The sequence below is a fragment of the Enterobacter sp. RIT418 genome (assembly GCF_003057745.1).
GTDB lineage: Bacteria > Pseudomonadota > Gammaproteobacteria > Enterobacterales > Enterobacteriaceae > Enterobacter.
In genome coordinates, this window is record NZ_QBJD02000002.1 from 70,666 (window position 1) to 83,637 (window position 12,972).

General features: G+C 61.0%; 11 protein-coding genes. 3 read left to right on the forward strand and 8 right to left on the reverse strand.

Annotation, left to right across the window (positions count from 1 at the left end; genetic code table 11):
* Positions 1 to 90 precede the first annotated feature (90 nt).
* The 4 genes from recX to mltB form a co-directional block, all read right to left on the reverse strand.
* Entirely contained in the window at positions 91 to 591 is a 501-nt protein-coding gene (gene recX, locus DBY73_RS02595) for a recombination regulator RecX (RefSeq protein ID WP_112009663.1), read from the reverse strand.
* Positions 592 to 659: 68 nt separating this feature from the next.
* On the reverse strand, positions 660 to 1,718 hold the full coding sequence (recA, locus tag DBY73_RS02600) for a recombinase RecA (RefSeq protein ID WP_112009664.1): 1,059 nt from the start codon (positions 1,716 to 1,718) through the stop codon (positions 660 to 662).
* 89 nt (positions 1,719 to 1,807) lie between these two features.
* A complete protein-coding gene (pncC, locus tag DBY73_RS02605; RefSeq protein ID WP_112009665.1) occupies positions 1,808 to 2,305 on the reverse strand; it encodes a nicotinamide-nucleotide amidase in 498 nt (165 codons plus the stop codon).
* Positions 2,306 to 2,450: 145 nt separating this feature from the next.
* Positions 2,451 to 3,551, reverse strand: a complete 1,101-nt coding sequence (gene mltB, locus DBY73_RS02610; RefSeq protein ID WP_112009666.1) for a lytic murein transglycosylase B — start codon at positions 3,549 to 3,551, stop codon at positions 2,451 to 2,453.
* Between the two features lie 186 nt (positions 3,552 to 3,737).
* On the opposite strand from mltB, the gene gutQ reads away from it, so the two are divergent.
* Positions 3,738 to 4,703 (forward strand): arabinose-5-phosphate isomerase GutQ, encoded by a 966-nt coding sequence (gutQ, locus tag DBY73_RS02615; RefSeq protein ID WP_112009667.1) that lies wholly within the window; start codon positions 3,738 to 3,740, stop codon positions 4,701 to 4,703.
* Here gutQ and norR read toward each other — a convergent pair.
* Entirely contained in the window at positions 4,696 to 6,207 is a 1,512-nt protein-coding gene (norR, locus tag DBY73_RS02620) for a nitric oxide reductase transcriptional regulator NorR (RefSeq protein WP_112009668.1), read from the reverse strand. The two genes, gutQ and norR, sit on opposite strands and share 8 nt — an antisense overlap.
* A gap of 188 nt (positions 6,208 to 6,395) precedes the next feature.
* Between norR and norV the strand changes: the two genes are divergently transcribed.
* Entirely contained in the window at positions 6,396 to 7,838 is a 1,443-nt protein-coding gene (norV, locus tag DBY73_RS02625; RefSeq protein ID WP_112009669.1) for an anaerobic nitric oxide reductase flavorubredoxin, read from the forward strand.
* Positions 7,835 to 8,968, forward strand: a complete 1,134-nt coding sequence (gene norW / locus DBY73_RS02630) for an NADH:flavorubredoxin reductase NorW (RefSeq protein WP_112009670.1) — start codon at positions 7,835 to 7,837, stop codon at positions 8,966 to 8,968. Before norV ends, norW begins: the two co-directional genes overlap by 4 nt.
* A gap of 87 nt (positions 8,969 to 9,055) precedes the next feature.
* Here the strand turns inward: norW and DBY73_RS02635 are convergent, their stop codons facing one another.
* From DBY73_RS02635 to hydN, 3 genes are read right to left on the reverse strand one after another with little or no spacing between them, the layout of a single operon-like run.
* The gene (locus DBY73_RS02635; RefSeq protein ID WP_112009671.1) at positions 9,056 to 10,078 is read right to left on the reverse strand and encodes a HoxN/HupN/NixA family nickel/cobalt transporter; all 1,023 of its coding nucleotides are present in this window, start codon (positions 10,076 to 10,078) and stop codon (positions 9,056 to 9,058) included.
* A 1-nt stretch (position 10,079) separates the two neighbouring features.
* Positions 10,080 to 12,302, reverse strand: a complete 2,223-nt coding sequence (gene hypF, locus DBY73_RS02640) for a carbamoyltransferase HypF (RefSeq protein ID WP_112009876.1) — start codon at positions 12,300 to 12,302, stop codon at positions 10,080 to 10,082.
* A 6-nt stretch (positions 12,303 to 12,308) separates the two neighbouring features.
* Positions 12,309 to 12,854 (reverse strand): electron transport protein HydN, encoded by a 546-nt coding sequence (gene hydN, locus DBY73_RS02645; RefSeq protein WP_112009877.1) that lies wholly within the window; start codon positions 12,852 to 12,854, stop codon positions 12,309 to 12,311.
* Positions 12,855 to 12,972 lie beyond the last annotated feature (118 nt).

Consider the following 12,972-nt stretch of genomic DNA (forward strand, 5'->3'; position numbering starts at 1 on the left):
CTGTATCTGTAAACTGCTGGACAGGCTCGCGACTGAAAAAGTGGGAATAAGATAAGTTTTCTTTAAAGGGAAGTAAAATCCCGCATGCGTTCAATCGGCAAAATTACGCCAGATATCCTGAATATCTTCCATGAGAAAGCCGCGGTAGAGCAAAAAGCGTTGGATTTTGACTTTTTCTGAAAATTCGCGCGCCAGCGGTTCACCGTATTTACGCACGGCCTGCTCGCGCGCCAGCTCGCACCAGTCGATGTCGCATTCGCGCATCGCTTTTTCAATGGATTCCCGGGCAACGCCTTTCTGGTTCAGCTCCTGGCGGATACGTGCGGGGCCATATCCCTTGCGGCCGCGGCTGGCCAGAAACCGCCCGGCGAAACGATCATCGTCCAGATAACGCTGCTCGTAGCACCAGGCGATGACGCGATCGTAATCTTCAGCCGTGGCATCAATCTCTTCCGGACCGTTTTTGCTCATGACGGGCGCTGACAGCTTTCGCCGTAGCTCCTGTTCACTGTGGTCACGCACGGCAAGAATGCGTACGGCACGGTCCAGCAAGCGCGAGTAGGCGGGTCGGCGTGTTGTCGGTTCACTCATAAAAAACCTGCAGATTCAGAAATGCAAAAAGGGCCGCATCAGCAGCCCTTCATCTTTACACGAGAGACTTAAAAGTCTTCGTTGGTTTCTTCAGCATCCGCAGCATCAACCACGAAATCCGGTTTGGAGTCCTGGTTGCTCAACAGAAGCTCGCGTACTTTCTTCTCAATCTCTTTTGCGGCAGCCGGGTTGTCTTTCAGCCAGGAAATCGCATTCGCTTTACCCTGACCGATCTTGTCGCCGTTGTAGCTGTACCAGGCACCTGCTTTTTCAATCAGCTTCTCTTTCACGCCGAGGTCAACCAGCTCGCCGTAGAAGTTGATACCTTCACCGTAGAGGATCTGGAATTCAGCCTGTTTGAACGGCGCGGCGATTTTGTTCTTCACAACCTTCACGCGGGTTTCGCTGCCCACCACGTTTTCGCCCTCTTTCACCGCACCGATACGGCGAATATCCAGACGAACAGACGCATAGAACTTCAGCGCGTTACCACCGGTGGTGGTTTCTGGGTTACCGAACATCACGCCAATTTTCATACGGATCTGGTTGATGAAGATCAGCAGCGTGTTGGACTGCTTCAGGTTACCCGCCAGCTTACGCATCGCCTGGCTCATCATACGAGCCGCGAGGCCCATGTGTGAGTCGCCGATTTCACCTTCGATTTCCGCTTTTGGCGTCAGTGCGGCAACGGAGTCGACCACGATAACGTCAACCGCACCGGAACGTGCCAGCGCGTCACAAATCTCCAGCGCCTGCTCACCGGTGTCCGGCTGGGAACACAGCAGGTTGTCGATATCAACGCCCAGTTTGCGGGCATAGACAGGATCAAGCGCGTGCTCGGCATCGATAAACGCACAGGTTTTACCTTCGCGCTGTGCCGCCGCAACGACCTGCAGCGTCAGCGTCGTTTTACCCGAGGATTCCGGTCCGTAGATTTCTACGATACGGCCCATTGGTAAACCACCTGCGCCCAGGGCGATATCCAATGAAAGCGAACCGGTGGAGATAGTTTCCACGTCCATGGAGCGGTCTTCACCCAGGCGCATGATGGAGCCTTTACCGAATTGCTTTTCGATCTGGCCCAGTGCTGCCGCCAACGCTTTCTGTTTGTTCTCGTCGATAGCCATTATTACTCCTGTCATGCCGGGAGAAGCGGCTGCGCTTCACCGTGGATTTCTGTTCTGTTGATGCAATTATACTGTATGGTCATACAGTATCAAGTATTTTGTAGAAATTGTTGCCAGAGCGTTTTCAACGCATATTCCGTTGCCTGCCGGCGCACGCTTTCACGATCGCCGCTAAAGCATTCGCGGCGGGTGATCCCCTCACCTTTTGAGGTGGCGAACCCAAACCAGACGGTGCCAACGGGCTTCACGTCGCTGCCGCCGTCAGGCCCCGCGATGCCGCTAATGGAAATGGCATAATCCGCGCGCGCCTCTTTGAGCGCGCCAATTGCCATTTCAATCACTACCGGTTCGCTGACCGCACCGTGCTGCTCCAGCGTCGCTTCATGCACGCCAATCATCTGCGCCTTAGCTTCGTTACTGTAGGTCACAAAGCCGCGTTCAAACCAGGCGGAACTGCCCGCGATATCCGTGATAACTTTGGCAACCCAGCCGCCGGTGCAGGACTCCGCGGTGGTGAGGGTTGCACCACGCTGCTTCAGCGCCAGCCCTACCACTTCGCTCAGCTGCATCAATTCATGGTCAGTCATTCTCGCTCCAGGCTTCGGAAAAACGTGCAGCACAAGATAGCACTTTCCGGTGAGATATGGGGACGAGGTTCCGGTTTTACGAGGGGCATTCAGAAAAAAGCCGATGCGCGCGCACCGGCTCAGGAAAAGGGGTGACGAGAAAGAATTACTGGCTAAACGGTGACGCCGCCGGGACGCGCGCCTGGGACACCGCCAGCCCAAGCTGCCATACCGCCATAGCGTAATGGGTGCTGTGATTATAGCGGGTAATGGTGTAGAAGTTCGGCATGCCGTACCAGTACTGGTAGCCGGTCCCCACGTCCAGACGCAGCAGGCTCACCTGGTCCACGTTGCCCAGCGGCTGCGTTGGCGTTAAGCCCGCCGCCGTCAGCTGCGCCACGCTGTATTTGGTTTTAAAGCCATTATCCAGCCCGAACGCCTCGCCGTTAGCCTGCACCGCAACCTGCCCGCCCGGGGTCCAGCCGTGCGCCTTAAAGTAGTTAGCGACGCTGCCGATGGCATCCTCAGGGTCCCACAGGTTGATGTGTCCATCACCATTAAAATCAACGGCATATTGCTTGTAGGACGACGGCATAAACTGGCCGTAGCCCATCGCGCCGGCAAACGAACCCTTCAGATCGAGCGGGTCATCCTGCTCGTCGCGCGCCATCAGCAGGAAGGTTTCCAGCTCGGACGAGAAGTATTCAGCGCGGCGCGGATAGTTAAACGACAGCGTCGCCAGCGCGTCAAGAATGCGGGTTTTGCCCATCACGCGGCCCCAGCGCGTCTCCACGCCGATAATGCCGACGATGATTTCCGGCGGCACGCCGTAGACCTGCCACGCGCGGTTCAGGGCATCTTCATACTGATTCCAGAACGCCACGCCGTTTTGCACGTTGTCCGGGGTGATGAACTGCTTGCGATAGCGCAGCCATGCGCCGTTTGGCCCGGTTGGCACCTGCGCCGTCGGCGCCTGCCTGTCCATCAGGCGCAGGACGTAGTCCAGACGTTTCGCCTGGGACAAAATTTCATGCAGCTGCTGGCGGTCAAAGCCATGCTTGCTGACCATCTTATCGATGAACTGCTCGGCGGCCGGATTGTTCGCAAAGTCGCCGCCCATCTGCATCATGTTGTGCTGCGGCTCCAGCAGAAAGCCCCCGGAGGGCGCGCCAGCCGTTTGCTGGGCTGCTTCAGTTTTCGGTTTGCTATTACAGGCAGAAAGCAGAATCAGCGCGGGTAACAACGCTGCATAACGACGCTTGAGCATGTGACATCCATTTAACGAATCGATAAGTGCCAATTATGGTAAAGCATCCCCAACACCACAAGGAAGCGGTTATGTGGCGGTATGCAAAATCTTTCACCTTTAACCATGATCGCCAGAAGGGTATGCATTACTATTAACGCCCCCGCTGCTGAGCCGGGGATGGAACGATCGAAACCGGAGAGAACAATGAGTGATTTTCTGTTAAAGGCAGGCCGTCAAACCCTGATGCTGGAGCTGCAGGAGGCGAGCCGCCTGCCCGAGCGGCTGGGTGAAGATTTTGTCCGCGCGGCAAACACCATTATCCAGTGCGAGGGAAAAGTGATTGTGGCAGGCATCGGAAAGTCCGGCCATATCGGCAAAAAGATTGCCGCCACGCTTGCCAGCACCGGAACGCCTGCGTTCTTCGTCCACCCGGCCGAAGCGCTGCACGGCGACCTGGGCATGATCGAAAGTCGCGACGTGATGCTGTTTATCTCCTATTCAGGTTCGGCGAAAGAGCTGGATCTCATTATCCCGCGCCTGCAGGAAAAATCGGTCGCCCTGCTGGCGATGACCGGCAAATCCCGCTCGCCGCTGGCGCTGGCCGCGAAGGCCGTGCTGGATATCTCCGTGGAGCGCGAAGCCTGCCCGATGCACCTTGCGCCCACCTCCAGCACCGTCAATACGCTGATGATGGGCGACGCGCTGGCGATGGCGGTGATGCAGGCGCGCGGCTTTAACGAAGAAGATTTTGCCCGTTCGCATCCGGCAGGTGCGCTCGGCGCGCGCCTGCTCAACAAGGTGCACCACCTGATGCGCACCGACGATGCCATCCCGCAGGTTAAGCTCGAGACCAGCGTGATGGACGCGATGCTCGAACTGAGCCGTACCGGGCTGGGGCTGGTGGCCGTGTGCGATCGCGAGGGTGTCGTGAAGGGCGTATTTACCGACGGCGACCTTCGCCGCTGGCTGGTGGGCGGCGGCAAGCTGGAATCAGAGGTCGCCAAAGCGATGACGCGCGGCGGCCTGACGCTCAATGCCGACAGCCGCGCCATCGAGGCCAAAGAGGTACTGATGAAGCGCAAAATCACCGCCGCGCCGGTGGTCGACGAAAATGGCAGGCTGTGCGGCGCCATTAACCTGCAGGATTTCTACCAGGCCGGCATTATTTAAGGCCCAGACGTTTCGCCAGCCGGTGCAGGTTGGCGACGTCCATCTCCAGCGCCCGCGCGCACGCCGCCCAGCTGCGGTTGTTTTGCTCTAGCGCCAGGGCGATCCTCTGGCGCTGAAACGCCTCCGTCGCCTCGCGCAGGTTCTCGCAGGCAATCTCAGGCACCTCGCGGTTAATCACCAGCGCGTTTTCGTCATGCCGCGCAAAGTGGCTGGCGTGAATCACCACCTCATCCCCCGAGCGCGTCGCCCGCGCCAGCACCACCGCCCGGTGAATGGCGTGCTCAAGCTCGCGAACGTTGCCCGGCCAGCCGTAGCTCAGCAGGTGTGCTCGCGCGCCGGGGCTGAGCACCACGCGGGAGAGCCCCATTTTCAGCCGACACTGCTCGCAGAAATACCCTGCCAGCAGCACCACATCTTCACCGCGCTCGCGAAGCGGGGGTACGGAAAGGGGAAACACGCTCAGGCGATGGAACAGATCGGCGCGAAACGCCCCGGCCAGCACCGCCTCGCGCAGGTCGCGGTTGGTGGCCGCCAGCACGCGCACGTCAACGCGCAGGCTGCGGTCATCGCCGACGCGCTGAATATCGCCGTACTGCAGCACGCGAAGCAGCTTGGCCTGTAACGACAGGGAAAGCTCGCCGATTTCATCCAGGAATAGCGTGCCGTTGTCCGCCATCTCAAACTTGCCGCTGCGGTTGCTGATGGCCCCGGTAAACGCCCCCTTCACGTGGCCGAACAGCTCGCTCTCGGCCACGCTTTCCGGCAGGGCGGCGCAGTTAAGGTAGACCAGCGGGTTCACCGCGCGCGGCGAGGCCTCGTGGATGGATTTCGCCACCAGCTCTTTGCCGGTCCCCGTTTCGCCGAAAATCAGCACGTTAAGATCGGACGCTGCCACAATCTCGATCTCTTTCTTAAGCTGGAGCATACCCGGCGACAGGCCAATCATCTCCGTATGCGTGACCTGCTCAAACGACGCCGGGCTGCCCGGCAGAATGTTCTGGCTCTCCAGCTGTTCAATCAGCAGCGCGTTGTTGAGCGCGCCGGACGCCAGGGCGGCGATCAGCCGAAGCTCTTCGTCGCTGAAGGTGTCGAACTGGTCAGGAGACATGCCGTCGAGCGTCAGGGCTCCAATCAGGTTTTGCCCGGCAAACAGCGGCAGGCCGATGCACGCGTGGACCTTCAGGCTTTCCTGACCGGGAATAAGGCCGTCATACGGGTCGGGCAGCGCGCTGTCCGCCGGGAAGCGCACCACGTCTCCGGCGCGGGCGATGGTCTCGAGGCGCGGGTGGCCTTCAAGCATAAAGCGCCGCCCCAGCACGTCCTGCGCCAGCCCGTCGATCGCCAGCGGAATAAACTGCCGCCCCTCGTAGCGCAGCAGCGCCGAGGCGTCGCAGCCCAGCACGTGGCGCAGCGTGGAGATCAGCCGCTGAAAACGATCCGGGTGGCCGATACCGGTTTGCAATTCAATGGCGATCTTCGCCAGCACCTCTACGGAAAAGCTCATCTGCGCCTCGCTGTCATTTTGACAATGCATCATGTCATATTGACAATAAAACACATAGTCATAATGACTACTCACTTCGGATAATAAAAATTAAAAGCATTTAAAATCAATAAAATAAAAGTTGGCACGCAACTTGATATAGCTAATCCATCTTTTTTGAAACACGCGATATTAAAGCTGAGGTTGCTATGTCTATTCTGGTTAAAAATAACATTCATTGGGTTGGTCAACGTGACTGGGAGGTACGTGATTTTCACGGCACGGAATACAAAACGCTGCGCGGCAGCAGCTACAACAGCTATCTCATCCGTGAAGGTAAAAACGTCCTGATCGATACCGTCGATCACAAATTCAGCCGCGAGTTCGTGCAGAACCTGCGCGGCGAAATCGACCTAAACGACATCGACTACATCATCATCAACCATGCGGAAGAGGACCACGCCGGGGCGCTGACCGAGCTGATGTCCCACATTCCGGACACGCCAATCTACTGCACCACCAACGCCATCGACTCCATCAACGGCCATCACCACCATCCGGAGTGGAACTTCCACACCGTGAAAACCGGCGACGCGCTGGATATCGGCAACGGCAAGCAGCTGATCTTCGTTGAAACGCCGATGCTCCACTGGCCGGACAGCATGATGACCTACATGACCGGCGACGCGGTGCTGTTCAGCAACGACGCCTTCGGCCAGCACTACTGCGACGAGCGCCTGTTCAATGACGAAGTGGACCAGACCGAACTGTTCGAGCAGTGCCAGCGCTACTACGCCAACATCCTGACGCCGTTCAGCCGCCTGGTAACGCCGAAAATTACCGAGATCCTCGGCTTTAACCTGCCGGTGGATATGATTGCCACCTCCCACGGCGTGGTGTGGCGCGAAAACCCAACCCAAATTGTAGAGCTGTACCTGAAGTGGGCGGCGGACTATCAGGAAGATCGCATCACCATTTTCTACGACACCATGTCCAACAACACCCGCATGATGGCGGACGCGATTGCTCAGGGCATCAACGAAGTCGATCCGAACGTGGCGGTGAAAATCTTCAACGTGGCGCGCAGCGATAAAAACGAGATCCTGACCAACGTCTTCCGCTCAAAAGGCGTGCTGGTGGGCACCTCAACGATGAACAACGTGATGATGCCGAAAATCGCGGGGCTGGTGGAGGAGATGACCGGGCTGCGCTTTCGCAACAAGCGCGCCAGCGCCTTTGGCTCCCACGGCTGGAGCGGCGGCGCGGTTGACCGCCTCTCCACGCGTTTACAGGATGCCGGTTTTGAGATGTCCATGAGCCTCAAGGCAAAATGGCGCCCGGATATCGACGCGCTGGAAGTCTGCCGCCAGCACGGGCGTGACGTTGCGCGTCAGTGGGCGCTCGCACCGCTTCCTGAAGCCACGGTAAAAACCGCTGAACAACCGCCAGCCTGCACCGCAGCGGCCAGCGCCGATCTCGGCCCGCGCATGCAGTGCAGCGTCTGCCAGTGGATTTACGATCCCGAGCTGGGCGAGCCGCTGCAGGACGTTGCCCCGGGTACGCCGTGGAGCGACGTGCCGGATAACTTCCTCTGCCCGGAATGCTCCCTCGGCAAAGACGTCTTTGACGAACTGGCAACGGAGGCAAAATGAGCAACGGGATCGTCATCATCGGCTCGGGCTTTGCCGCCCGCCAGCTGGTGAAAAATATCCGCAAGCAGGACGCGAGCGTGCCGCTGACGGTGATCGCCGCCGACAGCATGGACGAGTACAACAAGCCGGATTTAAGCCACGTGATGAGCCAGAACCAGCGCGCCGCAGACCTCACCCGCCAGACGGCGGGGGCGTTCGCGGAGCAATTTAACCTGCGGCTGTTTCCGTACACGTGGGTGACGGACATTGACGCCGCCGCCCGCGTGGTAAAAGCCAAAGACCGGACGTGGCAGTACGACAGGCTGGTGCTGGCAACGGGGGCAACCGCCTTCGTGCCGCCGGTTGAGGGCCGCGAGCTGATGATTACGCTCAACAGCCAGCAGGAGTATCAGGCCAGCGAAGCCGTGCTGCGCGACGCGCGTCGGGTAATGATAGTCGGCGGGGGCCTGATTGGCACCGAGCTGGCGATGGACTTCTGCCGGGCGGGCAAATCGGTCACTCTCGTCGACCATGCGGCCAGCATTCTCTCGGCGCTGATGCCCGCAGAAGTAAGCAGTCGCTTACAGCATCGCCTGACCGATATGGGCGTGCACCTGCTGCTGAAGTCGCAGCTTCAGGGCCTGGTCAAATCCGAGGGCGGCATTCGCGCGACGCTCGACCGCGGCCGCAGCGTTGAGGTAGATGTGGTGGTCGCCGCCACCGGCCTGCGCCCGGAAACCGCACTGGCGCATCGCGCCGGCGCGGAAACGCACCGCGGCGTGAAGGTTGACAGCTACCTGCAAACCACCCGGCCCGATATTTACGCCCTGGGCGACTGCGCCGAAATCAACGGCCAGGTTCTGCCGTTCCTGCAGCCCATTCAGCTAAGCGCGATGTATCTGGCGAAAAACCTGCTCGGCGGCAGCGCGCCGCTGAAGCTCCCCGCCATGCTGGTGAAGGTGAAAACGCCTGCGCTGCCGCTGCACCTCGCGGGCGAAACGCAGCGACAGGATCTCAGCTGGCACATCGCCGTGGAATCACAGGGGATGGTGGCGCGCGGCGTCGACGACAGCGGCCAGCTGCGCGCCTTTGTGGTGAGCGAAGAGCGGATGAAGGAGGCGTTCGCGCTGCTGAAATTGCTACCAGCTTAACCCTCGAATTGCCGGGTGGCGCTCCGCTTACCCGGCCTACTTTACAACACAACGGCAACCCCTATAGCAACAAAAGGACCGCGTGTTTCAGGAACGCACCACCAGCGCGTCGTACCCGCGCCAGCGGTAGTTAACCATCGAGATCAGCCAGCAGGCGACGAACAGCCCCACCACCACAAATCCGGCGTTGCCGAGGTTGTCATTCACGCCCGCCACAGCGTCCCACAGCCCGCCGCTGAGGCCAAACTTATCCATCAGCAGCCCCAGCGCTTCCAGCCCGCCGATAAACAGCGCCACCACCACCGAGGTGCCGGTGATCGTCATGTTGTAGTAAAGCTTGCGCTGCGGCTTGTTGAACGCCCAGCCGTACGCGCCCACCATCAGCAGGTTGTCGAGCGTGTCCACCAGCGCCATGCCGCTGGCGAAAAGCGCCGGGAAAACCATGATCGACCAGATCGACATGCCGTGTGAGGCGCTGGCGGCGGAGATCCCGAGCACGCCAATTTCCGTCGCAGTATCAAAGCCCAGGCCAAACAGGAAGCCGACGAGGTACATCTGCCAGCTTTTGTTCACCAGGCGGAAGGTCTTGCCAAACAGCCAGCTCATCGCCCCGCCCTGCGCCGCAGGCAACACCGCATCGCTCACCTCGCGTCCGTTTTTCAACGCCTGGAAGCTGCGCCAGACGCCGCGCAGAATGACCATATTGACCAGCGCCATCGCCAGCAGGAAGGTGGCGGAAACGGCGGTGCCAATCAGGCTGCCGGTCTCGTGGAACCACGCCATGTTTTTCTGAAACGCCGTGGCGGTCGCCGCGATGGCAATCGATGCCAGCACCACGATGGTGGAGTGGCCGAGCGAGAACCAGGCCCCCACGCCCGAAGGACGCTTGCCCTGCTGCATCATCTTGCGCGTGACGGTATCAATCGCCGCGATGTGGTCGGCATCCACCGCGTGGCGCAGCCCGTAGCCCCAGGCCAGCAGGCTTGCGGCCATCAGCGCCGTGCTGTCGCTGAAGCTGTGCCATGCCCATCCCCAGGCCAGCAGGTTAGCCATGATTAACGCCAGCAGCAGCGCCGCCGCGCGAGGTTCATTGCGTAAGAGTCGTAACATTTTAAGTCCTTTGTGAACATGTCCGGGCAGCGGCAACAACGGCCTGTCCGAACGAGATTGCCCCGTCGCCTGAAGGCAGGCGATGAGGAAAAAGAAGCGTGAAGTCAGAAAGATAGTGGCGCAGGCGCGCGCGCAGCAGGCGGTTATGCATTACGCCGCCGCTCAGGCAGATCGTTGAAAGCGACAGGCGGCGGGCGTGACGCGCGGCTAACTCCGCCAGCCCTTTTGCCAGCGCGTCGTGAAACGCCCACGCCCGCTCGCTGGGCCCGGCCTGCCAGTTCAGCCACTGCTGCCAGAACAGCGCGAGGTTCTCCACCGCCAGCATGACCGGGTGTTCGACGCCATCGCAGCGCGCCGCCAGCGCTTCCAGACGACAGGCCGCCTCGCCTTCATAGCTCTGCTTTTCAGGCACGATGCCCAGCGCGCAGGCCACCGCGTCAAAAAGCCGACCGCAGGAAGAGGCCAGCGGCGCGTTGATCCCGCGGGCTATCGCCCTTGCCAGCAGCGCCCAGCCCTGCTGCTGCACCACGCATGTTTCGGGGCGCTGCTGCCAGTCCGGCACAAACGCCAGGCAGTGGGCGAGGAGGCTGCGCCAGGGCTGCATAGCGGCCAGATCGCCGCCCGGCAGCGCTACGGCAGGCAGGCCACCTAAATGTTCGCAGTCGCGGTAATTGACCCGCAGGCACTCGCCGCCCCACAGCGCGCCGTTCTCGCCCATGCCGATCCCGTCCAGCGTCAGGGCGATCGCATCGCCTGCATCCAGCGCCCAGCCGTTTTCGGCCAGGCACGCCGCCGCGTGGGCGTGATGGTGCAGCACCGTCTCAACGGGCAGCCCCTGCGCCTCCGCCCATTTTCGCGCGCGATAGCCCGGGTGCGCATCGCACACCGCGCGCTCCGCCCGGAACCCGTAGATCTGCTGCATCACCGACAGCGCCGAGCGCCACTGGGCCTCGACGCTGTCGTCGCTGAGATCGCCAAAGTGCTGGCTCAGCATCCCCTGGCTCCCGCGCACCAGGCAGAAGGTATTTTTCATCTCGCTGCCGGTGCAGACCATGGCGGGAATATTGTCGAAACCGGCGGGCAGCGTGAGGGCATCCGGCACGAAGCCGCGCGCCCGGCGCAGCACCGCGCCGTCGCGATCGACAACCGAATCATCCATTCTTTGCAGGATGTCGCGGTTGTGCAGCAAAAAGCCGTCGGCGATATCCCCCAGCGCGTCCAGCGCCTCCTGATTGGTGACGGCGGGCGGTCTGCCGCTCAGGTTGCCGGAAGTCATCACCAGCGGGCGGGCGCAGTCCGATAGCAGAAGGTGCTGTAGCGGGCTGGCGGGCAGCATAACGCCCACCGCGTCCAGCCCCGGGGCAATCGCCTCCGGCAGCGCGGGCAGCCACGCTTTGGGCGTTAAGACGATAGGGGCCGCGGGCGATTGCAGCAGCGCCTGAACCGGCGCGGGCAGGCCGTCCGCCTGGCCGATCATCACCGCCAGCGGCTTTGCGGGACGCCGCTTGCGCGCCCGCAGCGTCGCCACCGCCTGCGGGTTTTGCGCGTCGCAGGCCAGGTGGAACCCTCCCAGCCCTTTAATCGCAACGATGCCGCCGCGCTTTAGCATCTCAACCGCTTCGCGCAGGGCGGCCTCGCGCGTGGTGCAGGCATCACCCGCTCGCCACTCCAGCTCGGGCCCGCACGCCGGGCAGGCTACCGGCTGGGCGTGAAAGCGCCTGTCGGCAGGGTTAAGGTACTCGGCTTCACACGGCGCGCAGAGCGGAAACCGCGCCATTGACGTTGCAGGACGGTCATAGGGCATGGCGCGGATGATGGTGAAGCGCGGGCCGCAGTGGGTACAGTTGATAAACGGATAGCGGTAGCGACGCTCGCCGGGGTCATACATTTCCGCCAGGCACGCCGGGCAGGTGGCGGCGTCCGGCACGATCTGCGTGTCCATCGCGCCGCCCGCGCTGTGGCGGATGGTGAAGCCCGCGGGCGCGGACGCCCACGTGAACGGCTGCGCGTCAACGCTGTCGATGCGGGCCAGCGGCGGGCACTCCTGCTGCAATCCGGCGGTGAAGTCCGCCCCATCCCCCACCAGACGCACCAGCACGCCTTCCCCGTCGTTACAAACGTCTCCCGCCAGCTGTAGCCGGTGCGCAAGCTGCCACACGAAGGGCCGAAAGCCCACGCCCTGCACCTTGCCGCGCACCCGCAGCTGGACGCCGCCGCTGATCATCATCAGTCAGAAAAGCAGGGATGACGAGGTGTCGAACGCCGCGCGACGGCGCTTCTCGGCGCTCATCTGCTCGAGCTTGTCGCGATCCACGCAGACCAGCGCGTGCGTCGGGCACGCTTCCATGCAGGCCGGGCCGCCTTCGCGCTGGTAGCAGAGGTCGCATTTGTTGGCCTCGACCTTCTCGGCGCGCACGCTCAGCCCCATGCCGCTGTTGCGCACAACCGGGCGAACCACGACCTCCATCGCGCCGTACGGGCAGGCCACCACGCAGGTTTTACAGCCAATGCAGCGCTCCTGCATGACGTGGACAAAGCCTTTTTCGCGCTTAATCGCCCCGTTCGGGCAGACGTTGGCGCACGGCGCATCTTCACACTGGCGGCAGATGGCCGCCGTTGAAATATTCACGCCCTTAATGACGTGAATGCGCGGCAGAAATGATTCGGGGGTCAGCGAGGCGCAGTCCTGCTCCGCCTGATGGGATACAACGCACGCCACTTCACAGGTACGGCAGCCAATGCACTTACTGGCATCGGCCATCATAAAACGGTTCATCTGCTTCTCCAGCATAACAATCATGCGCGAAGCTATTCATAAACCATGCCAGTTTTTATCGTATTGATTTTATTGAGATTTAAAAAGAAAACGGCACTGTCATCGTCATAAGTGACGA

Coding starts and splice junctions, on each gene's coding strand:
- recX (WP_112009663.1), bottom strand. CDS start 591: ATGAGTGAACCGACAACACGCCGACCCGCCTACTCGCGCTTGCTGGAC.
- recA (WP_112009664.1), bottom strand. CDS start 1,718: ATGGCTATCGACGAGAACAAACAGAAAGCGTTGGCGGCAGCACTGGGC.
- pncC (WP_112009665.1), bottom strand. CDS start 2,305: ATGACTGACCATGAATTGATGCAGCTGAGCGAAGTGGTAGGGCTGGCG.
- mltB (WP_112009666.1), bottom strand. CDS start 3,551: ATGCTCAAGCGTCGTTATGCAGCGTTGTTACCCGCGCTGATTCTGCTT.
- gutQ (WP_112009667.1), top strand. CDS start 3,738: ATGAGTGATTTTCTGTTAAAGGCAGGCCGTCAAACCCTGATGCTGGAG.
- norR (WP_112009668.1), bottom strand. CDS start 6,207: ATGAGCTTTTCCGTAGAGGTGCTGGCGAAGATCGCCATTGAATTGCAA.
- norV (WP_112009669.1), top strand. CDS start 6,396: ATGTCTATTCTGGTTAAAAATAACATTCATTGGGTTGGTCAACGTGAC.
- norW (WP_112009670.1), top strand. CDS start 7,835: ATGAGCAACGGGATCGTCATCATCGGCTCGGGCTTTGCCGCCCGCCAG.
- DBY73_RS02635 (WP_112009671.1), bottom strand. CDS start 10,078: ATGTTACGACTCTTACGCAATGAACCTCGCGCGGCGGCGCTGCTGCTG.
- hypF (WP_112009876.1), bottom strand. CDS start 12,302: ATGATCAGCGGCGGCGTCCAGCTGCGGGTGCGCGGCAAGGTGCAGGGC.
- hydN (WP_112009877.1), bottom strand. CDS start 12,854: ATGAACCGTTTTATGATGGCCGATGCCAGTAAGTGCATTGGCTGCCGT.